This is a genomic window from Mesorhizobium sp. WSM4808, from assembly GCF_055811675.1.
Map to the genome: position 1 here is coordinate 1 of NZ_JBVVQX010000036.1, position 21,571 is coordinate 21,571.

Below are 21,571 nucleotides of genomic sequence, written 5' to 3' on the forward strand. Positions count from 1 at the left end.
CAATCCCCGCGGATGCTTTTGCAGCAGCCGGGTCGCAGGTGCAACACGCCGTCTTGCAAGAGCAGCAAGCCCGACAAATCGCGCCAGCGCCGTTTGAACGGCACTTGGGCAAGACGCGCGAGGCCCAGGGCGAGCTGACGAGTACACTTGACAGGAGCAACCTCGTGAACAGCGGGGGCGTCATCATCAACAATGAAGATTCAACAGCGCTGTTGCGGCCAGCGAAGAGGCAGAGGACTGATAATCCGCAAAGCGCCATGGGGCGGCAGCCGAGCGAAGCAACCACGACGTCCATCAGCCAAGCCTCCGATCAAGCCCGAGCGGAGCTGATGGCCTCCTTCAGAAGCAGAGAGCGCTCCGACGCGGGACGTTGAGCTCCATGGCTGGGGCCAAGCAGAACAGCTCTTTTCACGACAGAGGCGCTGATGCGCTCTCCGGGCCGTAGCTCTCGCCGTAATTGATCAGGCTGGCATTGTTGGAAGGCGATGTAGGCCTGGAACTCTATAGCGCGACGATCAGGATGAGATGCCGTATTGCCTCACGTAACGATGTTCCTCGAGATTCGAGCGTTGCCTCATCCATTTTGCTCCCGGCTTGGGGCTAAGGAGGCCGGGCGCGCAGATGGCCGGGGTTTCGCAGCGCCCGGCCTCCTTAGCGAGCGCCACGGCGCCTCAGTGTGGCCCCGCGATCTCCAGGATCGGCGGCTCCTTGTTCAAGGGGCCAAACAGCAACGCGTCCGCCTGTTCGCTGCGCCAGACTTTTAGCCGGCGCTGAAGCGTTCGAAGCAGTTTGTCCGGGTAATCGCCGGGATACTCGGCCTGCAGTCGTGACAGAAGTTCGCTGCCGGTTTCGCCATGGTTCGGCTTCGAACCAATTTCGTGAGTCCGCAGTCGCCTTGACGAGAGGGTCAGGACGCCGCCGCCCCCTTTTGGCTTTCACAATCGGGCGACCCGTCGGCCGGATAGCTCCGTCCTTCCAAGCAGTCCGCAAACTCGCCAAGAAAAGGTCGATTGGCTGAGCTGTTCCGTCAGGGCGCATGGCGGGCGGAGTATCGGCAAGCGCAGCGAGTCGCTCCTGCACGGCACGGATATCGCGCAATAGCAGGACAGGATCGAGCCCGGCGTAGATTTCCTGCAGACGGGAGCGGACTGCATCTGAGGTGCGAGCGTCTGCAACCAGACGCTGATGCGGCGTAGCTGGCGGACTGAACCGCTTTTCTGCTCTTCGCGGATGACCTCGCAGCCGGCGGCCTTGAGCGCGGCGATCTGCGCGGCGAGGTTCTGTTCGGTGGTGGAGGTGCGGGCGTATCCGATGCGGGTCATGCAAACTGTTCATTTTGGGTGTGCCGGCGCGATGCTCTGTTCATTGACGAAGATTGAGCCCACAATATACAAGCTTTTCCGGTTGCGACGTGTTCATGGCAGGTGTTCAGGCCGGGTATACCCAAATTAGAACACGCCCATCGGTTCCGGTGGTCAGTCACGCAGTCGTCGTGGTTTCAGCTTTCTGGTAACCTCCGCCAGCCACGCGACTGCACCGGGCGTGGCCTGCCATGCCTGGCCGTTTTCGTCGACGTAGTCAGCTGCCTCATCCTCGCCCCCCAAGTGATATAGCCGTCGATGGAAGCAACCAAAGGCTGCTTGCCGGAAAGGACGCCAGGCGTCGTGCCCACGAATATCACCATCCTGCCACTGCCGCCGAAATCACCGGAGCTCAACCCGGTCGAAAACCTCTGGCTCGTCATGCGCGAAAACTGGCTGTCGAACCGCATCTTCAAATCCTATGACGATATCGTCGCCCATTGCTGCGATGCTTGGCGCAAGCTCGAAAACCAGCCTTGGCGCACCATGTCCATCGGCCGAAGAGAACGGACAAATGGGTTCTGATCAGTGAGGAAGCGTATTATATTACATATGAAACGTAATAATAATTCAATGAGTGAGATTTAGTGATAGAAAGAAATAGATAATATGGATAGTTATCAAGCATTAATCGAAGATATCGCGCACGAGTATTTGGAACATGCTCGGTGGCAGGAGCGAAACTTCCCAATATGAGAGGAACGCGATGTATTTCGGCTGAACGATTCTCGACCAAATAAATATGCGTCAATCGTCGATTAGCCAGATGCGTTTGCAGTGATTATTATTACCAAGTACTAAAGATGACAATCTCCCTTCTAATACAAACCGTAATAGCGCCTCCTGTCCGCAGCAATTGTTCTGCTGTGGCCAACGGTCCAATTTAACGGTGGAGGCATTCTGAGGGGGGGGCTACACTAGATCTCAAGAAATATAACTATCACCGGAGAGCGGTATGCTGAACAATACTATCGCAAGAAATTCATTACCAAGTATCGATCTTCTGTATGATTATGGACCGTTCTTGCGATTGAGCGAATCTGAAGGTGGTATTGGGAGCTTTGCTCAAAACAGTCGGCGCCCGCGGGTTGGCATTGTGGGCGCCGGCATCAGTGGCTTGGTTGCGGCGACTGAACTTTTGCGTGCCGGAATAACGGACATCGTGCTATTTGAGGCGCGGGATCGTATGGGTGGGCGGGCTTGGTCACAAATCTTCGACCCGCGCGAACCGCATCTCATTGCCGAGATGGGCGCTATGCGCTTTCCTTCCAGCGCAACCTGCCTGTTCCATTATCTGGACAAATTGAGGATAGATACCGCAGCTTCCTTCCCCGATCCGGGCATCGTGGATACCGAGGTGCACTATCGAGGTGCGCGTCATTTATGGCAGGCCGGCGAGTCTCCGCCGCCACTGTTCAGACGCGTTCATCAAGGATGGCAGGCTTTGATAAGCGACGGTTACGTGCACGAAGGGATTCAACTGCCCGCACCGGCAAAGATCACAACTTTGCTTCGGTCGCATCGCTTTGATCAAGCTCGTGACGCATGGCAGGCCTGGCTAGATTCGTTTCGTGACATCTCCTTCTATTCGGCCCTCGTCACCATCTTTACCGGACCGCAGCCACCAGGGCGCGTACCTTGGAAAAGGCCGGAAGATTTTGAGCTTTTCGGATCGCTGGGGATTGGATCTGGAGGCTTTTTACCTGTGTACCAAGCCGCGTTTACTGAGATACTGCGTCTAGTAATTAACGGGTACGAGGACGATCAGCGCCTGATTATGGGAGGGATCTCCCTGTTGGTGAAACGGTTGGCTGAACAGGAGCTTAACGGTGTGAGTTTGCGGCAGCGGGTCCGCTACGGTCATGTAAGCCGTATTTACAAACAGGGCGGTCAGATTCTCGTGACATGCGCAGGAGGGCAGGTCGTGCCTTTTGACCGCGTCATCGTCACTACCAGCAATCGAGCTATGGAGCTGGCCCATCGTCTCACGGCGGATGGAACCTTTCTTACTAACGAAGTTTTGCGAGCGGTCAGAGAAACTCACCTTACCGGCTCTTCCAAGCTGTTTATGCTGACGGAAAGCAAGTTCTGGTTAAAAAAAGGCTCGCCGACAACCATCTTGTCAGATGGCCTTGCCAGAGGGGTTTACTGCCTAGACTATCAGCCAGATGATCCGGATGATAAGGGCGTGGTGCTGTTAAGTTATACATGGGAAGATGATGCTAACAAAATGCTTTCCATTCTGGACAAAAAGGAACGGTGCCAGCGTCTGGTCGATGATCTGGCCACCATTTCCCCTGATTTCGCCCGTCATCTAGTCCCGGCTAACGGTGACTATGAACGTCATGTCCTGCAGCACGATTGGCTGATGGATCCATATTCGGTAGGTGCCTTCAAGCTCAATTATCCTGGTGAAGACATTTATTCAGAACGGTTATTTTTCCAATTCGCTACCGCAAAAAGACCGGAAGAAGACACGGGCTTGTATCTCGCAGGATGTGGATGCTCCTTTACCGGCGGGTGGGTCGAGGGCGCGGTACAAACGGGCTTGAATGCCGCATGTGCTGTTATCCGCAGCAGTGGCGGCCAGCTCTTGAGCGGTAACCCTATTGATTCGATGAATCCCGCTTATCGATATTGAGAACCGGTAAATTTAGCGTTCTTTAGAGAAGGCTTCTTAAATGTTTGCAACGTCCACACTCGAGGAGATTTGCAATCAAATACTGGCCGGGAAAACTTCGGCGTTGGATATCAGGGAATCGGCACTTTAGGGCGCAAAAATCCATGGTCGACCGGTTAGGATGGGATTCCCTGCGCTGACAGGCGCGGGATGCAGTAGCATCGGTACTGCAACCGCCGCAACACCAAAGCGGCCAAGCGCTTGCTGACGCGGCTGCTGAAGAAGAAAGGCGTCGCGCCGAAGCGCATGATCACCGACAAGCTGCGCTCCTATGGAGCAGCCAGGCGACAGGTGATGCCAGACGTCGAGCATTGGTCGCATAAGGGATTGAACAACCGTGCCGAGAATTCGCATGTGCCGCCGCGAAAACGGGAGCGGATTATGCAAGGCTTCCGATCACCAGGAGCACTGCAACGCTTCGTTTCGATCTTCTCGGCTCTGCGCAATCTCTTCGTCCCGCCCCGCTCAAAACGCTCCGCTCTCGCTACACATATTCACCGCCTGCTGGCCATGGCGGAATGGAAAGCCGTGGCCATGGTCAGCTGACATCAGCGGCTGCAGGTCTCAACGCGTGTATAAGCAGACAAGCCGGAAACTCAGCGAAATGAGTCAATTGTCGGCGGCCCTTGCTGAATGCAGGCTGCCGGAAGAGGGAGCAACTTAACCAACTTTGACCTATTAAGGGCGCGGCGACGCATGGCTATATTTTGGGCAGAGCCATAGGACGCGGCCTAATGAGTACCGTCGTGGCGAAGCCAGAGCAAGCGTATTGGATGGGTTCCCGTCCTGCGGTTGCTGACGGCATGAGCACAGGCCGGCTCGACCAGCCGCGTCGGATAGCTTCGCCACTTTGCCCGACAGAACAGTCGGCTTTCGAAACTGGTTTCACGGCGTGAAACACGATTGCTCCCTCCTTCGCGTTGTTCCCGAAACGCAACGGCCAAAGGTTTCTAACCTGACACACTCCTGAGATAGGCGATGACGTTTTTGAGGTCCTCGGGATTCTTGAGGCCAGGGAACCCCATTTTGTTCGCCGGGACTTTCGCCTTGGGATTGGCCAAATATGCCATCAGGTTCGGCTCATCCCATACGAGGCCCGCTGCGCCCGCATCCTTCATGGCTTTCGAGTACGAATAGCCCGAGACGGTGCCAGCTGTCCGGCCTACAACGCCTTTCAAGGTTGGCCCGACCTTATTCGCGTCGGTGTCAGCGCTGTGGCAGGCGGCACACTTTTTGAAGACTGTCTTTCCGGCCTCGATATCCTGAGCCCGGGCGACCGGAGGCAAGCACGCCAAAACCATTGTGGCGCCGACGAACAGATATTTCACGCGGGAATTCCCCGATTGAAGATACGGCAGGCGGTCGATATGTTTATAAGCCATGATCCAATCCTCGCTTAAAGTACGTTGCTCAGGCAGCCGTAAAGAAGCTCGTCGACTCACTCGGCGTAGATTTCGCCCTTGGCGTCGATGCGCAGCTCGTATTGAGGAACATTGGCCGTCGACTAGTCCCAGATCTGCTACCTTTCAAATGTGTGTTGTGGTCGGGACAACTAAAGGAGTGGTCATCTGCGTTGTAGTCCCATGGAAAGCTCTTGTGCGGGCGCGTGGTCGAGAATCTGAAAATGTCGCGGTCCGGTCCGCGCCGTCTGGTAACTGACGTCGAGGGTTCGTTCGGCTTCAGCCTGTTCGATGGGTATTCGACGAGTGCCAGCCCCAGTGCAGACTTTGTCTGAGTCTGCGCAGGCAGTTACACAGGTATGGCCCTTCCTGCATCGGCAAACGTTCCTCCTCTTAGAAATTGCCGGCGGCCGATGTCAGGCAGCTTGTTGCAGCAATTCATGCGTCCTACCCATTAGGCGAAATGTTATCGCAAATAGCTCTGCAACGCTTGTGCCAACCGGAGAAGCCGGCGATTTCATACAAAATGCGAATGGGATCCATTTCCGAGGAGTCGCAGCCAAGGCCCCGCAGACACATATCGCAAATCGTCTGTCAGCGGTCCTCGACAGCTCGCAAAGATTGGTCGGGTAGGTGCGCTGCACCCGCGAGAAGAAGCTTTCGACCTGGTTGGTGTTCGTGCCGCCCTCGGTCTGGTAGGCCTTGGAGTGGTTCACTCGCTTCAGCTTGTTGACGCCCGCCAGGTCGTTGTAGCTGCCATGCTCGTCGGAGATCACGGTTCACGGTAGCTTCGCGGGAGACGTGGTCACGGACCGCTGCCCACCTCCGTCATCGTCGCGGATGCCGCGCGTGAATGGCCGCCACGCCTGAAGCAGTTCCAGAACATGAAGCGGCTGTGCGCCTTGGCGCCCAGGGAGCGCGGTCTCGGCCGGCGGTCGACGCGGTCTTCGGCCTTGTTCTCGGGTCGGATATAGCCGCCAGCGTATTGCCGTCGATCTCGACTTCGCCCTTGAGCACCATGTCTTCCCTGCGCCACGCGATCGCCTCACGTAGCTTCATAAGCATCACAGAGGCGGTCGCAAGCGGCGAGCGTAATGCGGACCGAACTTGATGCCCCACCGGCGGATTGTCTCATACGAAACCACGATCCCGCGCGCTCCAGCAGCATTTCCTCGACCAGACGCAGGCTCAAGGGGAACCTGTAGTAGAGCCAGACCGCATTGGCGATGATCTGCGGCGGGAAACGATGGCGCTTGTAGCTGACGGTTGCGGTGTTCACGACATCGGGTCTATGCCGCATATCCCTGAACGCGAGTTAAGTTGATAACGCCAATGCGCTTGCGCGTGGACTGGCTGGTCACCGCCACACGAATGGCTTCGTCGAAGCGCTCATCCTTGTTGGTGAACAACCGCACGATCTGCGCCGCGCGCTGCACCGGATCGTCGGGCAGATGCGCTTCACGCGCTTCCGCGCGGGTGCATGAGCCGGCATAATAGTCTCGAGATCAGATCACGCCGATACAGTTCGTCCAGCACCTCGTCGGCCAGCGATTCATTTTCCGGTCCCTCGCCCCAGGGCTTGGGCGGATCGACATTGCGGAGTGCAACCAGAGACTTCACCGCGGTGGGAAAGCCTGTGACGCCTTCGGCATGTGGCCGGAAGCCGACCAGGATCAGGGCCGGAATCCGTTCACAGCGCAGCGAAACCAGAGTCTCGCGGTCACGCTCGCCACGCTGGAAGGCATCGTTCAGCTTGCGGATATGCGCCCGAAACTTGGCATCGCCGTCGTCATAGGGGACGTCTGCGGAATGCACGCCAAGGATGTTGTGGACTGCCGTGGTGCGCGACGAACCCTCGACAGTGGTCAGCGTGGTCGCGGGAGCCGAGCCGTCGCCATGCTGGTACGTGGTGGCGACCAGCCACACCGCCTCCATCACACCCTGCGATTCGATCGAAGCGCGCCAGTCGTTCTCAGCGAGGACGAAGCTCGCCGCCTGCTGCGCCGCCCAGGTCAGGTGATGACGGTTCTCGATGTCCACTGCCAGTTCCGCCTTGTGCCGCTCCGGCACGGGCCGGAACTTGGAGTCCTCGCCACCCGCGCCGGGGTCGATGGCGAAAGGATGCCGCCGCGACGGCAATGTCCTGGGATTGCGCGGGTCCGGCATCGTCCGCCGGGCCCACACGCTGGTGCGGATGCCGAGCAGCGTGCCGCCGGGGACGGGAATCTTCTCCACATCGGATCAGTCGTATCGCCAATCGACTTGCGCACCTCGCTCGGACGACGACGGCATTGGCAATCGCCGTCGCTGAGGCCTCCGAAAGGCCGAAGGCATCGATGACCTTCTCAGAGAGCGCCTGGCGCGCCTTGGCGTGGGCATAGTCCGGCAAGCGTTCCACCGGGCGGGGAAGGACGTGATCGTCCGAAATCAACTTGATCATTTTTCTGGTTCTCCTGGGCGAGCGCGCACGCGCGTCTGTCGCCGTTGTTCAATTTGCGTTTGGGGGGCCGCCCACCGAATGGGCGGCCCTTGGCATCACTTACCCTGGTTGTCGTTGGCGGGGCGCAGCTTGCGCCGAAGCTCCGACATGAGGTTTTTGATGCCACGATGATCGGAAGGCTTGTCGGCCGCGAAAACCGGGCCGCACATCTGCGGGTGCTCGAAGCGCCAGTGGCCGCCGCGAGTCTTGACCGCGGTGAACCCGTCACGCCCGAGCGCGCGACGAACCTTCTTCATCTCTGAACTGGAAGACATTTGCATACTCCTTGGCTGGCGGCCGACAGCGCGCAGCTTTCCCGACCGCAACACGTGGTTGACGATCCGAGGTGCCAAGGAGTTTTTGTATAGCTCCGTGCGCATCCTCCTTCCGCTTACCGGACTTAAGTCCGGCGTCACCGAAGGCGGCGACAGCGTCAACGGCGTTGCGCCTCGGCACGGCAGCCCAGAATATCGAGAAGGACTCACCTTTACGCCGCTCGGAACCGGGATCATCGCCGCTCCAGAACATCCAGGATCCGGCCGAGTGCCTCGCTATCGATATCACTCTCGACCCGCAGGCGGCGGGCCCCAAGCTCGATCGTCACCATGCTGCTCTTCTTGCGCGGTCGGGAGATCGGCGGTGGCTGCGCAGGCGGTTGCGGCGCTGGCAGCGCCTCGACGACTTCCACGGGAACGAGTTGCGGCATGGACGGCGCGGAGACCAGAGCTCCTTGCGCCACCGGAAAAGCTGGCTTCCATGAATGCCGGCCGATCGTGCGATCTCGGAAACACTGGCCTCAGCCTCAAACGTCGCCGCGACCAAGCGCTCCTTCTCCTCCCGAGACCAGCGCCGGCGTCGCTCAACCGACGTGATCACTTCGATCTGATGCTTCGTCACAGGGCTACTCCTAGTGCTTGCACTAGGACTCGCAGCCTTCAGCCTACCTCAGCAAGGCGGCCGTCACCGGACGGGTACGGCGAGAGTTCCGGGCAACGCTGAAAGCTGAGGGTCTCTACCAGACCAATCATTTCGTGCTTCGCCTAGGCTTGGCGACGAGTGCGTTGCCAGCTGAGGGCATCCATCGCCTTAGTTTCCTGCGTTCAGGACGTCCGCGAAGATTTTTGGAAGGTCGAAATCCGCGCTCCGGAATTCTTGTTCCATATCTCCACGAATTCCATGGGCAGGATTCCGGCTGCCTCGCAGTGGACGGGGTCGAGCGCAATCGAGCGGTAGTTGAGGTTCGCTTCGGTGACGTGGATGCCGTGCAGCTTGCCAGCGACTAGCTTTCGCATTGGTCTGTTGTCCTATCCATCATGAATGACCAGTCATGTCGCCGGCACGGGCGGCGAGGCCAGACAACGTGTCTTCGTCCGTTGCCCAGAATCGCGAGCGAATTCCGGTGCGCTGCTCGATCCAGCCAGGTTCGAGCCCGAGACCGGTTTCGATTTCCGGGTTATCGACCTTTCGCCCGGGCGCATGGTGGCCAAGCCCGAGAATGCGCGACGATCTGCCCGTGGCCTCGAACCGAAGCGTTCGCCGGCCATCCTCGATGGCGCCATAGAGACCGTCCAACTCGTCGCCGGTGATGCAATAGGGCGGGAGGGGGTAGAGGACATTGCCGAGCGGGCGAATAAGCAGGCCGCGCTCATGGAAGAACGCGCGCAGTTTCGGTCCGATCTCGGCCAGATAGTCGGCGGAGCCGGCGCGCAGATCGAGTGCCGCGATCGTGCCGGTCGCCCGGCTGCCGGTGAAGAAAGGTGTCGCGAAAGCGTCGAAGCCCCGGCGGCCTGCATCGCGCTCAAGGCCGCGATCCGCTCGGCGACAGGCTCGTTCCGCCAGATCTCGACATTGGCGAGTGCGGCCCGCACAGGCAATCTGATTGGCGGTGTACGAACTCGAATGAAAGAAGGTCTTCTTCCGGTCGATCGAAAATGAGCCTTGGAGGATCGTATCGGTGGCCAGCGTGGCAGCCAGCGGGATAGCGCCGCCGGTCAGGCTTCGAGGTGCAAAGGATATCAGGAGAAATGGAGGCCTGCTCGCAGGCGAACATGGTTGCGGTGCGTCCCCAGTCGGTCATCACCTCATGGCGGTCAGCAGCGTGCCTGAGGTCTCGGCGATCGGCTGAAAGACGGACATGCGATTTCGGCATCTGATGCGCGCCAGCGCGATCACGCGCACGAATTCGATCGGCTCGATCGGCTTGGCGTCGGCAAGCGGGGTGCCGTCGATCGGGATAAGCATGTCGATCGGACGCTTTCGGGATGTTCCGGCAGATCGGGTGAAGAAACGCGCTCTCACGATTATGGACAGGCGACGGCGATTCGGCAGCGGGCTCGTCGCTAGCGAGGACGAGGGCGTCGGGTCTACGACGAAATGTCGGAGGTCGGACATGGAAGGCAGCTTACCGTTTGGGTCGTTGAAAGCTTTATTGCTTTGGCACGATTAGTGCAACGGACGAGCCGCAAACGTTGCCCAGAACCGATACGATGAGGGGAGCGTCATCCTAGCTGTTTGCGTTGACCGTCCCAGTGGCAGCCGCGCAGGCGCTGGCGTCGCCGGCCAGCCCGAAGTCGATCCAGTCGGGGGAGACAAGTAGATAGAATGGGAGAGGCACCAGTATGAACTGCGAACGTGATATGGTTGCTTGGGTAAGTGCCATCGCCTTGCTCTGGACGGCCACCGCTGCATCGGCGAACGAAGGCATGTGGATGCCGGCCCAGAGTGCGGAAGTCGGCGCGGCCATGCGCGCGGATGGGCTCCAGATCGATCCCGCGCAGCTGAGCCGTCTGGGCGCTGCCCCGCTTAGCGCGATCGTTTCACTGGGCGGATGCTCCGCCTCATTCGTCAGTCCGCAAGGGCTGGTCGCCACCAACCATCACTGCGTGCTGGAGTCCATCCAGTACAACAGCCGGGAGGGTCAAGACTATCTCACCAATGGGTTTCTGGCGAAGAGCCTGGGTGAAGAATTGCCTGCGGCGCCCGGCAGCCGCATCTATGTGACCGAGGATATGCGGGATGTGACCGCTGACATGCTCAAGGGCGTCTCGGACAAGCTGAACGGCCTTGCCCGCTATGAGCGGCTCGAAGCGAACCGCAAGGCGCTGATCGCTGCATGTGAAGAACAGGCCAGTCGCCGCTGCGACGTGAGGCCTTACTATGGCGGCGCTTTCTACTATCTCCAGCAGAACCTTGAAATTCAGGACGTGCGCCTCGTCTATGCGCCCGGGCTCGGCACCGGTAACTTCGGCGGCGAAACGGACAATTGGATGTGGCCGCGCCACACAGGCGATTTCGGCTTCTATCGCGCCTATGTCGCTCCTGATGGTTCCTCCCGGCCTTATGCGCGTGACAATGTGCCTTACCGGCCAAAGAGTTGGCTGCCCATAGCCCGTCAAGGCGTCCAAGAAGGCGATTTCGTGATGGTCGCCGGCTTTCCCGGCGCAACCCAGCGGTTCCTCACCGCCGATGAAGTCCAGTTCAACTTCGCCGAATACGAACCACTGTCCCAGCGTTTGCTCTCGGATTATGCCGCTCAGATTAAGCAAGCCACGGCAGGCAATCGCGAAGCGCAGATCCGCTACGCCTCCATCCTACAAGGCGTTGAAAACTACAAGAAGAAGCTGGCGGGCGATCTAGTCGGCGCCGACGCGATCGGCCTCGACGCGCGCAAGGCTACCGAGGAGGAAGTTTTTCGCGCTTGGGTCGCTGAGTATCCCGTGCGGCAGACGCGCTTTGACGCAGCAATCCGCGAACTGGACGCGATGGTGGGCGAGAATAGCCGGGCTTCGCTGGCGAGGCTGCGCCAGGCGTTGCTCAATCGCGCGCAACTACTGTCATCGGCACGCACTCTCTATCGCTGGACAAAGGAGCACGAGAAGCCCGATGAAGACCGTGAAAGCGGCTTTCAGGATCGTAACCATAAAGAAATCTCGGATCAGCTGACGCAGATCGAACGCCGCTATTTGCCAGACATCGATCGAAAGCTTTTCGAGGCCGCACTCGACGAATATCGCCGGCTGGATGCAAAGGACCGCGATACTGCTTTCGAAAGTGCTTTGGGCCAAACTGGCCTTGACCGACTTTATGCAGGCACCAAACTCGCAGACACGGCGACGCGGCTCGGCTGGCTTGATAAGCCCGCTGCTGCCTTCGAGGCATCCGAGGACCCTTTCATCAAGCTGGCGGTCGCTCTCTATCCCGGCGACATCGCTGCGGAGCAGGCTGCGAAGGACCGTGCTGGACGCAGCCAGGCGGCTCGCGCCATCTATATGCACGGTCAGCGTGCCTACCGGCAGGCAATCGGCCGGCCGATGTATCCCGACGCGAATGGCTCACTGCGCATCACCTGGGGCAAGGTGGCGGGGCGAACACGCGACGGGCAGACCTGGACGCCCTTCACCACGGCCGAGGGACTTCTGGCCAAAGAAACGGGCAAGGGTGAGTTCGACGCTCCAGATGCGGCTATCGCAGCGATCCGAGCCAAGGATTATGGCCCCTATGTCGCGCCGGCGCTGGGCACGCTGCCGGTCAACTTCCTGTCCACCGCCGACATCACCAACGGCAATAGCGGCTCGGCGACGCTGAATGGGCGCGGCGAGTTCGTCGGCCTCGCCTTCGATGGCACGCTTGATGGAGTGATCTCCGATTGGGCATATGCCGCAGACCGCAGTCGCAGCATCCATGTCGACAGCCGCTTCATGCTCTGGACCATGGACAAGATTGACGGCGCTGGCCGGTTGCTCAAGGAAATGGGAGTGCTGCCGGCGTCGCGCTCCCGAGCGGGGTAGTCTGGCGGGCGGCAAATGCGTCGGCCTCGCCAGAGAACGGCACTTCGGAGACATTGACGTGAGCTTGCCACAGCGATCGTTGATCGTGCTCGAATCGGCGGCGCTCCAATATGCGCAACATTCGAAGGTTCGCCAGCGCTTGAGCCGTTGCTCAATTCCGTTTCCCCTTGGCATCACTTCAAATGACGTAGCTTGGTGCAGTCGCACCGATGCGCCTGAACATCGCACTTTCATGTTTTGGTTGCGTGTTTCGCAAACTCTGGACAGGGATTCCGCTAAATTGCGGACGGCTGTTTCGCTAAGTCCACGCACAGCTTGCCGGCGTCTGTCCGCGGGAGAGCTGGCTCGATTTGTCTGAACAGTTTGGCGAGGACCGCGAAATGAAGGCAGCATAGGGAATGGAAGCGCTACGGGCGACGAACCAATAAAGCGGTTCACCCGTTCGACCAGCGAAATGACGTTCGTTAATCACACTAGTCAAGGTCCGAGCTGAAGCCCTCCATCGAGGAGCGTTTTTTGCTTGAGCATGGCCTCAAGAGACGTGTCGAGGTTATCGTGCAGGCCTTTGGCATGATCCCGCCGATGGTCTCAGGCACAGCCCGTATAGCGACCATGCCCTCCCGGCTGGTTGAGCATTTCAAGAAAACCTTCCCACTAAAGATCATCGAACTTCCGCTGCCGCTTCCCGCATTTACCGAGGCGCGCAATGGCCCGCCCTTCACAACAGTGATGTGGCAAGCATCTGGATGCGAGAGATATTGTTGCAGGAAGCGTCTCGAATGACTTCTCCGCAGGACGCCAAAAAGGGTCGCAAGCCCTGATTGATACCGCGTCTCACGCCGCCACTCGCGTCAATAGCCCGCGTCGGACGAGATCAATGCTCGCGGCAAGCGCGCCTGCGAGGTCGTCCTGCGGGTCGGCTGCGTCGAGAAACGGTGCGAATGAGAAGGGTCCCCCATAGCCGCCATCAAGCAGCGCCCGGATCTGGCTGCCATTGTCGGAACCGACTAGGACGCGATCGGGGTAGACCCAGTGGATCGGATCGTTCACGCTTGAAATGTGCACGAGACCAGTCAGTTCGCAGGAGAAGAATGGCTCCCCGGCGAGCGTGTGATGAAATGTGTCGTGCACGAGGCGGAAGACGGACTGGCCATCAATGGCGGCAATGGCCTTAGCCGCTTCGTTCTTCGATCGAAGTGAGCAGGTCTGGAAGCCCAGCGGCTCGATGAGACCGATCAGGCCGCGCGACTGGAGGATCGGCTTGAGCGCCTTCAAGGCAAAGCGGAGATCGCCCCTGCGCTCGCCATTCGCGGGCCAGGAGCCGTCGTTGACCGGCATTAGCATGAGCGCCTCGGCTCCGCAGGCCGCCGCATAATCGGCGAGCCTGCTCGCCTCGGTCTTGCGGGCGGGTGTCCACTCGTTGAAGCGCTGCAAGGCATTGATGGAAATGATCCCAACGCCTGCTTCGCCGGCGGCAGCCCGGACGTCCGCCGCCGGCATGCCGCGTGCAATAGCATTGCTGTACGGTTGGCTGCGGATCTGGACATCGGTCAGGCCCTGGTCACGGGCAACTGCGAAAAGTGCCCTGACGTCGAGTCCGGCCGTCGCCATGTGATCGAGTGCAAAGCGGGGCGCTGCTTGGCGCATGGCTTGGCTTTCCTTCAATGTTCCCGGAAATTTCGTCGACCCTATTGCGACACTTGAATTAAGACAAACGATTAGATCAGATGTTTTTCATCTGAAAAGGAGATGGATGATAAACAGCGCCGAACTCAGGTTTTTCCGGGCGGGTGTGAGAGCAAACAGCACGGATTGGAGCACAATGGCTGGCCAGGGTGCTCCGCTTGCGCGTGCCGTGCGGCCAAACTCATTTCGACATCAGTTAAAAAGCTTGAGGTCAGCACTGCTGCTCTTAAGACCGAGGTTCAACAATCAAATCGAGATCAGTAAGCGTGGCCGCCGTCGAAGGTGACCCGCAGCAGCCGAGTGCCCCAACTGTGGGATGCCTCTCGCTTTGCCAAAAGGTCACACGATGCTCGCATGATGGGGTCGGGACAAGAACTGCTCAAAACGCGCGAGGCATTTAGCAACCAAAGGCAGCTACGGTTGATTTGTTAATGATTCCTCCACCCCAGGCTTCAGCGCCTGACGCCCCGTGGCAGCGCGAAAACGCTCAGTAGCTGCAGCGCCGGCGGCACGCGCGACCACATGGTCCTCAAGACTTCTAGACCATGCCTTGCCGAACGGCGCTCCCGGATAACACGATGTGGCCGTCGGAGGCCAACCTCGTGGAAATACAGGTCGGCATGCTGGAGGGATATGATGAAAGACGCCGGCGATGGTACGGCGGAAGCGGGCGTTGAAGCCCTCTACCGAATTGCCGTGGACGGCATCGCGAACACATTCACCATTGGTATGCTTCACCGTCTCGCCTTGGCAAAGCTCTCACCAATGGCCATGAATGCTTCCACTCGTCGCTCATCAAGTGAGCTCTCGACTCGATGTGCGCTTCAATGACGCGTTCGCTTGCTCGCGCTGAGAGACCGGTCACGACCGCGGCACGCGCGTCACCGGCCGGAGCGCCGGTCGTGAGGTCGGTCGCTGCACCATGGCCATAACCGGCGATACTGATGCCGCGGTCGGCCATCATTCCTTCAAATCTCGAAGACTCAAGCCGTAGGCCAGATCCCAGCGAACGCAAAGCAGAATGGCGGACTGGTCGAATGGCGGCCCTTGAACATCTGAACTCTCCGGCGAAAATACCAGAGGCCGTGCCATGCGCCTGGTTACCGAAGACTTTGCAACACATCTTCGCTGAAAGCCCGCACGCAGACTTGGATGGCCCTGCGGTCGAGCTTCCGGCAATGGTACCCCGGCGAACGACAATCGCGAGAACGGCGAAATGATCCGCGCGGCTTGACCACCCCAAAACCTGGTGCTCCCCTCGTACCGGTGTGAAGCATCTCGAGCATCGCAGGCCCGGCGCGCTCGACGATGGCGACGCCGGCCAGCAATCCTGTGCGCAATTGAGGGCAGGATCGGGTTGACGCGGAAGGAAGCAGCTTCCATTGCGCATGGAATATGGAACCAGTCGAGAACATGCTCGCTCGCCTGCGATCATTTCCGCCTGCGACCGGACTTCTTCCCAACTACCGGTATCGAAGGTAATATCGTGATTGGGTGCTTCTTGAGAGAGTCGCGAGTACGCCGTTGTAGCTCGCGATAATAGCCGCGCCGTCTTCAGCCAGCGAGCGGCCCACGATCAGCTCGAATTTTTCTTACGGTCGTCATGGGGCGGATGTACTCGGGAACCGGGCAGGTTCACGCGGGCAGGCATCCTGCATGAAGGATAACCGACAGGCGAGCGTTACCGCCTTCGCTTGGAGGCCGCCAATCCGGCGGCATTGGCGGCCGAGTGAGCGCCGTTCGACGCGCAGGCTATTCGCCGTTGGACTTTAGGAAGGCGACTGTCGCTAAGATCAGCTTGTCCACGGTCTTGGCACTCTGTTCAACGCCGAAACCATGATCAACGGGTTCAGCCCACAGTTCTTCCGGACCGTCGTGATAAGCCAGCAACGACTTGGCGAGAACGGGTTGGGGAAAGACGATGCTATCGCGCGTGCCCACCGCGAGGAACAGCGGCCCCTTGTAGCGCGAGATTTCGCCGGCAGGCTGCACCGCGTAGAGGCTCTCGAAGAAGCGGCCTTTCAAGGGAATTTCCTTCCCATCTCCGACGCGCTTGGCCGGATAGACTTTATCGCCCACGGTCACAGCTTCCGCCATCTGCTTCTCGCCAAATATGGAGATGAACGCTGCCGGAAGATTGATGCCGGGATTCCAGAGCACGACAGACTTTAAAGGCGTTTTCGTCCGGCCGGCAACTGCTGTCGTGACCGCACCGCCTAGGCTCATTCCCATCAACGAAATACGTTTGCCGTCAACGCTGTCATTTGTCGATAGGAAGTCGAGCGCCGCTTGTGCGTCCGTTATCTCGGTTTCGACGGTCATGTCTTCGAATTTGCCGTCACTCTCGCCGCTGCCGCGAAAATCGATCCGAAGCGAAGCGATACCATCCTTTGCGAGCACCGGCGCGGCACGCCCGAACAGGCCTTCCTTCACCGCCCCTGAACTCCATTCGTTGCGGCTGCCGGTGAAACCGTGAAGCATCAGGATGACGGGAGGATTCGCGACATCATCAGGCGTGACCATCGTGCCTACGATTGTCTGGCCTTCGACCTGGAACTTGATGATGGCCTCCTTGGCTTGCGCCGAAACTAAAAAAGTTGTCATCAGCATTCCCAGTGACGCTGCAACGGTTCGGTGTAGTTGTTTCATAACTGCTCTCTCTCTCCTTGTTGTTTGGAATTTGCGCGGCCGGTCAAAGCTGATGGCCGGCCGTGTCGGACTGGCATCAGCTATTGACGTCTTTCACCGCCGCGATGCGTAATTTCCGCGAAGCTCGCGGTTATGAATTGAGCTCGATCAAGGCCGAAGGACCAATCCGCGTCACCATTTTCTACGATACTGACCACAACATCTGCAGGTCGATCGCACACACATCCAAAAAGCCCTCTTGCAACGAAACGATAGAAGGCCCTGTTTGCCGTCAGTTGACCGCGCTCGCGAGATCACCTGGATAATGATCAGCCTGTCACTGCGAAAAAGGCCAAGGCCGGTATCCTCCGCGCGCATACGCGCTCTCTCGTGTTCGATCAGGATCTGATAGCGATCGGCGGGCGGTACTTGGAAAGCTCTGACCACCGCCTCACGGATGCAGTCGAGGATCTTTTCCTGCTCCCCAGGCGATCGGCCCTTCAGAAGGTTATTTTTATCAGCGGCATGGGTCGTCCTCTGAAATAGCAAAGAGGGCGGGGGCGCGCACTCGGCGTCCCCGTGAAGATTTCAGATTGCCCTCGCAGGTAGCCCGGTTGGGGCAGCCTCTGGCTCCCCAGGCAGCGCGCAGGGGAACCAGAGAACATTTACGACTGCGCTCATGATCGCGATCGCAATAGGATAGGCCAGGCCCGCATAGATGTTGCCCGTGTAGGCAACCAGCGACAGGCTGACGAGGGGAACAAGGCCGCCAAACACGCCTGTGCCGACGTGATAGGGCAGCGAGAGCGAGGTGTAGCGCAACTTCGCCGGGAAGAGCTCGACGAGGAAAGCTGCCATGGGGCCATAGACCAATCCGACGAAAACGAGTTGGGCGACGATCAGCGCTGTTACCAAAACGAAGTTCTGGGCAGCGGCGGCGGCGGCGATGCCTTGATAGATTGGAACATAGAACGCGGCTGCAAGAATGAAACCGGTGACAATCAACTGACGGCGGCCGATCCGGTCGGACAAGGCGCCGAAGAAAACGATGAGGGGCGTTCCGATCATCAAAGCAGTAGCAAGGCAAATGTTCGCTGTCAGGAAGTCAAGCTTCAGCACGCTTTGCATGAAATACAGTGCGTAGAACTGGCCTGTATACCAGACGCACCCCAAGCCCGCAGTCGCCCCGAACAGTGCAAAGGCTGCATAACGCACGCCATGACCGGTGGCGAAACTCTCACGGATTGGGCTCTTTGCGGTTTTCCCGCCTTTACGAAGCTCCTCGAAGACCGGGGATTCGCTAAGCTTGAGGCGCAGATAAAGGGACAGCACGATCAAAACGGATGATAGCAAGAACGGAATTCTCCAACCCCACTGCTTGAAGAGCTCTTCGCCGAGCGACAGCCGGCACGTAAGCACGACGACAATCGCGAGAAAAAAGCCGACGGTTGCCGTTGTCTGGATAAAGCTCGTGAAGAACCCGCGCCGGTTCGCCGGTGCGTGTTCTGCAACGTAAACGGCGGCGCCGCCGTATTCGCCGCCGATCGCCAATCCCTGGATCAGCCGAAGGACCACAAGAGCGATCGGAGCGAAATATCCCGCAGTCTCAAAAGTTGGCAAGACGCCGACGAGCGCGGTCGCAATGCCCATCAGAATGAGCGTCATCAAGAACGTGCTCTTACGTCCGACGCGGTCGCCGATGCTGCCGAACAGCAGGGCTCCCAATGGGCGCACGAGGAAGCCTGTGGCAAAGGTTGCGACGCTGATCAGAACAGCTGCCGTCGGTTCATTGGCAGGGTAGAAAAGCGTTGAGAAGAAAATCGCCAGACTTCCGTAAAGATAGAAGTCGTACCACTCGATGACGGTGCCGGCGCTCGATGCAAGGACAACGGTCCAGATACCTGGTTTTTGGGCGGAGTCGCCCCTTTCCTGTAGCTGTTGCATGCTGCAGTTCCCCTTTTTATGTTTTTTAAAGCGGTCGGCCCTCTTCTTCAGGGCCGTGGTACTCAGCTCGCGATGCGCTGATCGAATGCGTAGACGCCAAGTCTTTCGCTTGCCTCGCGCACCGTTCGGCTGACGATGTCCTTCGCCGATGGTAGATCATTGATGAGGCCCACCGCCTCACCGACAGTCACGTTGGCCGTGTCATAGTCGCCAGAGGCCCATGCCGCCTCGACTTTCGACAATTCTTCGGAATGCAGTGTGCGCAGCTCTTCTTCCCGCCCGTGCCACTTGTCGACGAAGCCGTTTTTGAGCAGTCGGCCGGTATAGCCCGCCGGCCAAGCCTTCTGACGGACGATATCGTAGACGGAAGTCCGGATTGTCTCGTCGCCAGAGGCAGCGACTACCTTGTCCTTGGCTGCCGGATGAATGAGCGACTCTCGCGTAGCCCAGAACCTGGTTCCCATCAGGACCCCGTCTGCTCCGAGCATCAGCGAAGCGGCCAGGCCCCTTCCGTCGGCAATGCCGCCTGCCGCCACGACAATGACAGAAGGCGAAATCTTTGCCACCAGATCCACGACTGCTGGAACGAAAGGCATGGTTGACCGCGCGACCAGGCCATGGCCGCCGGCCTCGGTCCCCTGAACAATAAGAACGTCGGCGCCAATGTCGATTGCGCGCCTGGCATGTTCGAGCGTGTGGATCATGCAAATCAGCGGAACATCCGCCTGCCTGACCCGTGCCGCGAGCTTCGCCGGATCCGAAAACGAAAGCATCATCGCGGACGGACGCTCCGCAAGTGCGCGGTCAAACAGATCAAGGTCGGCTTCGACTGCCCAGGCGATGAACCCGCAGCCAACGCGTTCATTGGTGATAAGCGACGACTCTGTTTCGTACCATTGACGATCAGCATATCCCCCACCCAACAGGCCCAGACCGCCGGCGTCGGCGACGGCGGACGCAAGTGCGCCACCGGCGGCCGGTGTCATCGGGGCAAGGATGATGGGATGCTCGATTTCGAAAAATTTTGTCAGACGCGTTCGTATCGTCATCTGTACTTCTCCCAGCTTGAGGACGTTCCCGGGAAATTTTTCTTTGACGCTATTGCGACACTTGACTTAAGACAAATGATTAGATCAGATGTTTTTCATCTGAAAAGGAGATGGCTGATGAACAGCGCCGACCTCAGGTTTTTCCAGGCGGTTGTGAGAGCAAACAGTATCGGAGGGGCTGCCGGTGTACTCAACACGGTGCAATCCAACGTCACCGCGAGAATAAAATCGCTTGAGGAGGAAATCGGTGCTCCGCTTTTTCATCGCTCCAGGCAAGGGGTCACACTGACAGCCACCGGCATTCAGCTCGTTCCCTATGCGGAGCGCGTAGGAGAGCTTCTGGACGAAGCCAAGCGCGTCGTCACAGACCGCGGTACGCCTTTCGGTTTGCTCAGGATCGGCTCGATGGAGACCACTGCAGCGCTTCGCCTTCCGCCGATCCTGATCCGCTATGCTGCAGAATATCCAGAGGTCGACGTACTGGTGGAGGCTGCACCGACTGAAAAGCTCGTCGGCGACGTCGTTGCACGCAAACTGGATGGCGCGTTCGTCTCCGGCCCCATCGCTCATCCCGAACTGAAGAGCCTATCGATCATCGAAGAGGAGCTCGTTGTGATCTCCCCGCCGCGGTTTCGCGAGCTTTCGGATCTGAAGGCTTTGGCCGCATCACCGGCTCTGAAGGTCCTCGCCTTTCGATCTGGCTGTTCCTACCGCCGACGCATGGACATGTTCCTGGCGGCGTGTGGGGTAACGCATGGCCGCTGGATGGAACTCGGAACAATGGACGGGATCATCGGCTGCGTCGCCGCCGGGATAGGAATGGCCATGCTACCACGGGGGGTCGTTCAGAATGCGGCAGCCGACGGACAGGTCATCATACATCAGCTTCCTGATAATCTGCGGTCGGCGCCGACTGTTTTTGTGACGCGGAGCGACGAGTATCTCTCCGCGGCACTTCAGGCTTTCATGACGGTGGCGTCTGAAACCCATTCACGGCCTGAACCGGCAAGACCAGAGCCGGTGCGACAACTGCAGCGGGCTTAGGAGAGGTGGAGCAAAAACAAAACAAGGGGTCAGTCGGACGCAAACGTCGGCGGATCTTGTTGGCAGCTCGTAGGGTCCGTTTGCCCAGAGATCGCCTACGATGGCTCGAAAGGCGCTGCATGCTGCAGCAAAAGCAAGGAATGAGCACGGATTGGAGCACAATGGCTGGCCAGGGTGCTCCGCTTGCGGGTGCCATGCGGCCAACTCATTTCGACATCGGTTAAGGAGCTTGACGTCAGAACTGCTGCTCTTAGGATCGAGGTTCAACAATCAAATCGAGATTAGTATGTAACTGTGGTCGAAGGTGATCCGCAGCAGCCTGTGAATAGCCGTAGCCAAGGCTGACGTATGTGCCGCCCAGTAGCCCGCAACTCGGCCTTATCCAGGGTCTTGATGCGAAGCTGCACCAGCTTCACGCCGAGCGGCACCAGCCGTTGGATCCAGGCAGCGCTATTCACAATCAGGTAGAACGCCGCCATGCCGATCACGGGAGTGGAGGGGACGCTTCGAGCA

Annotated in this window: 16 protein-coding genes and 13 pseudogenes; 8 read left to right on the plus strand and 21 right to left on the minus strand. The window is 58.9% G+C overall.

Annotated features, from left to right (window positions below; all coding sequences use genetic code 11):
* Window positions 1-374 (plus strand): annotated as a pseudogene (locus AC0L2U_RS32820) (Ulp1 family isopeptidase); the annotation flags it as partial.
* A gap of 297 nt (window positions 375-671) precedes the next feature.
* Here AC0L2U_RS32820 and AC0L2U_RS32825 read toward each other — a convergent pair.
* A pseudogene (locus AC0L2U_RS32825) lies at window positions 672-1,224 on the minus strand (ISNCY family transposase); the annotation flags it as partial.
* 17 nt (window positions 1,225-1,241) lie between these two features.
* A pseudogene (locus tag AC0L2U_RS32830) lies at window positions 1,242-1,322 on the minus strand (recombinase family protein); the annotation flags it as partial.
* A 342-nt stretch (window positions 1,323-1,664) separates the two neighbouring features.
* Here AC0L2U_RS32830 and AC0L2U_RS32835 point away from each other — a divergent pair.
* From AC0L2U_RS32835 to AC0L2U_RS32850, 4 genes and pseudogenes are all read left to right on the plus strand, one after another.
* A pseudogene (locus AC0L2U_RS32835) lies at window positions 1,665-1,886 on the plus strand (transposase); the annotation flags it as partial.
* A gap of 84 nt (window positions 1,887-1,970) precedes the next feature.
* Window positions 1,971-2,057, plus strand: a complete 87-nt coding sequence (locus AC0L2U_RS32840) for an isopentenyl transferase family protein (protein ID WP_473603477.1) — start codon at window positions 1,971-1,973, stop codon at window positions 2,055-2,057.
* A 259-nt stretch (window positions 2,058-2,316) separates the two neighbouring features.
* The gene (locus AC0L2U_RS32845; RefSeq protein WP_473563837.1) at window positions 2,317-4,002 is read left to right on the plus strand and encodes an NAD(P)/FAD-dependent oxidoreductase; all 1,686 of its coding nucleotides are present in this window, start codon (window positions 2,317-2,319) and stop codon (window positions 4,000-4,002) included.
* Between the two features lie 213 nt (window positions 4,003-4,215).
* Window positions 4,216-4,587 (plus strand): annotated as a pseudogene (locus AC0L2U_RS32850) (DDE-type integrase/transposase/recombinase); the annotation flags it as partial.
* A gap of 404 nt (window positions 4,588-4,991) precedes the next feature.
* Here the strand turns inward: AC0L2U_RS32850 and AC0L2U_RS32855 are convergent.
* From AC0L2U_RS32855 to AC0L2U_RS32905, 11 genes and pseudogenes are all read right to left on the minus strand, one after another.
* Window positions 4,992-5,342 carry a c-type cytochrome gene (locus AC0L2U_RS32855; protein ID WP_473603478.1) on the minus strand — a complete coding sequence of 117 codons (351 nt, stop codon included), beginning with the start codon at window positions 5,340-5,342 and terminating at the stop codon, window positions 4,992-4,994.
* Between the two features lie 515 nt (window positions 5,343-5,857).
* Window positions 5,858-6,217, minus strand: coding sequence for a transposase (locus tag AC0L2U_RS32860; protein ID WP_473603466.1), 360 nt, complete (start codon window positions 6,215-6,217; stop codon window positions 5,858-5,860).
* Window positions 6,218-6,517: 300 nt separating this feature from the next.
* Window positions 6,518-6,741, minus strand: a pseudogene (locus tag AC0L2U_RS32865) (IS6 family transposase); the annotation flags it as partial.
* On the minus strand, window positions 6,731-6,877 hold the full coding sequence (locus AC0L2U_RS32870) for a hypothetical protein (protein WP_473603467.1): 147 nt from the start codon (window positions 6,875-6,877) through the stop codon (window positions 6,731-6,733). The gene AC0L2U_RS32870 and the pseudogene AC0L2U_RS32865, both read right to left, overlap by 11 nt.
* Before the next feature lie 22 nt (window positions 6,878-6,899).
* Window positions 6,900-7,676: a hypothetical protein gene (locus tag AC0L2U_RS32875; protein WP_473603468.1), complete on the minus strand. Its 777-nt coding sequence runs from the start codon at window positions 7,674-7,676 to the stop codon at window positions 6,900-6,902.
* A 300-nt stretch (window positions 7,677-7,976) separates the two neighbouring features.
* On the minus strand, window positions 7,977-8,195 hold the full coding sequence (locus AC0L2U_RS32880) for a type II toxin-antitoxin system HicA family toxin (protein ID WP_473603469.1): 219 nt from the start codon (window positions 8,193-8,195) through the stop codon (window positions 7,977-7,979).
* Between the two features lie 233 nt (window positions 8,196-8,428).
* The gene (locus tag AC0L2U_RS32885) at window positions 8,429-8,626 is read right to left on the minus strand and encodes a hypothetical protein (protein ID WP_473603481.1); all 198 of its coding nucleotides are present in this window, start codon (window positions 8,624-8,626) and stop codon (window positions 8,429-8,431) included.
* Window positions 8,627-8,655: 29 nt separating this feature from the next.
* Window positions 8,656-8,817: pseudogene (locus tag AC0L2U_RS32890) on the minus strand (transposase); the annotation flags it as partial.
* 227 nt (window positions 8,818-9,044) lie between these two features.
* Window positions 9,045-9,212 (minus strand): annotated as a pseudogene (locus AC0L2U_RS32895) (aspartate 1-decarboxylase); the annotation flags it as partial.
* Between the two features lie 19 nt (window positions 9,213-9,231).
* Entirely contained in the window at window positions 9,232-9,939 is a 708-nt protein-coding gene (locus AC0L2U_RS32900) for an aminotransferase class III-fold pyridoxal phosphate-dependent enzyme (RefSeq protein WP_473603479.1), read from the minus strand.
* Between the two features lie 94 nt (window positions 9,940-10,033).
* Window positions 10,034-10,208 (minus strand): annotated as a pseudogene (locus tag AC0L2U_RS32905) (biotin synthase BioB); the annotation flags it as partial.
* Between the two features lie 330 nt (window positions 10,209-10,538).
* Here AC0L2U_RS32905 and AC0L2U_RS32910 point away from each other — a divergent pair.
* Complete coding sequence (locus AC0L2U_RS32910; protein ID WP_473603470.1) at window positions 10,539-12,707, plus strand: S46 family peptidase; 2,169 nt, start codon at window positions 10,539-10,541, stop codon at window positions 12,705-12,707.
* Between the two features lie 489 nt (window positions 12,708-13,196).
* A pseudogene (locus AC0L2U_RS32915) lies at window positions 13,197-13,528 on the plus strand (type 2 periplasmic-binding domain-containing protein); the annotation flags it as partial.
* A 13-nt stretch (window positions 13,529-13,541) separates the two neighbouring features.
* On the opposite strand, the gene AC0L2U_RS32920 reads toward AC0L2U_RS32915, so the two are convergent.
* The 7 genes and pseudogenes from AC0L2U_RS32920 to AC0L2U_RS32950 all read right to left on the minus strand — a co-directional run bounded on the left by AC0L2U_RS32920 (window position 13,542) and on the right by AC0L2U_RS32950 (window position 19,951).
* Complete coding sequence (locus AC0L2U_RS32920) at window positions 13,542-14,354, minus strand: TIM barrel protein (RefSeq protein WP_473603471.1); 813 nt, start codon at window positions 14,352-14,354, stop codon at window positions 13,542-13,544.
* A gap of 436 nt (window positions 14,355-14,790) precedes the next feature.
* A pseudogene (locus AC0L2U_RS32925) lies at window positions 14,791-15,303 on the minus strand (transposase); the annotation flags it as partial.
* A gap of 27 nt (window positions 15,304-15,330) precedes the next feature.
* Window positions 15,331-15,448 (minus strand): annotated as a pseudogene (locus AC0L2U_RS32930) (IS6 family transposase); the annotation flags it as partial.
* 697 nt (window positions 15,449-16,145) lie between these two features.
* Window positions 16,146-16,997 carry an alpha/beta hydrolase family protein gene (locus AC0L2U_RS32935; RefSeq protein ID WP_473565019.1) on the minus strand — a complete coding sequence of 284 codons (852 nt, stop codon included), beginning with the start codon at window positions 16,995-16,997 and terminating at the stop codon, window positions 16,146-16,148.
* 216 nt (window positions 16,998-17,213) lie between these two features.
* Entirely contained in the window at window positions 17,214-17,399 is a 186-nt protein-coding gene (locus AC0L2U_RS32940) for a tautomerase family protein (protein WP_473565022.1), read from the minus strand.
* A 210-nt stretch (window positions 17,400-17,609) separates the two neighbouring features.
* Window positions 17,610-18,965, minus strand: a complete 1,356-nt coding sequence (locus AC0L2U_RS32945; RefSeq protein WP_473603472.1) for an MFS transporter — start codon at window positions 18,963-18,965, stop codon at window positions 17,610-17,612.
* 62 nt (window positions 18,966-19,027) lie between these two features.
* Complete coding sequence (locus AC0L2U_RS32950) at window positions 19,028-19,951, minus strand: NAD(P)H-dependent flavin oxidoreductase (RefSeq protein WP_473603473.1); 924 nt, start codon at window positions 19,949-19,951, stop codon at window positions 19,028-19,030.
* Window positions 19,952-19,969: 18 nt separating this feature from the next.
* On the opposite strand from AC0L2U_RS32950, the gene AC0L2U_RS32955 reads away from it, so the two are divergent.
* The gene (locus tag AC0L2U_RS32955; RefSeq protein WP_473603474.1) at window positions 19,970-21,058 is read left to right on the plus strand and encodes a LysR family transcriptional regulator; all 1,089 of its coding nucleotides are present in this window, start codon (window positions 19,970-19,972) and stop codon (window positions 21,056-21,058) included.
* A 362-nt stretch (window positions 21,059-21,420) separates the two neighbouring features.
* Here AC0L2U_RS32955 and AC0L2U_RS32960 read toward each other — a convergent pair.
* Window positions 21,421-21,537, minus strand: a pseudogene (locus AC0L2U_RS32960) (thiamine phosphate synthase); the annotation flags it as partial.
* Window positions 21,538-21,571 lie beyond the last annotated feature (34 nt).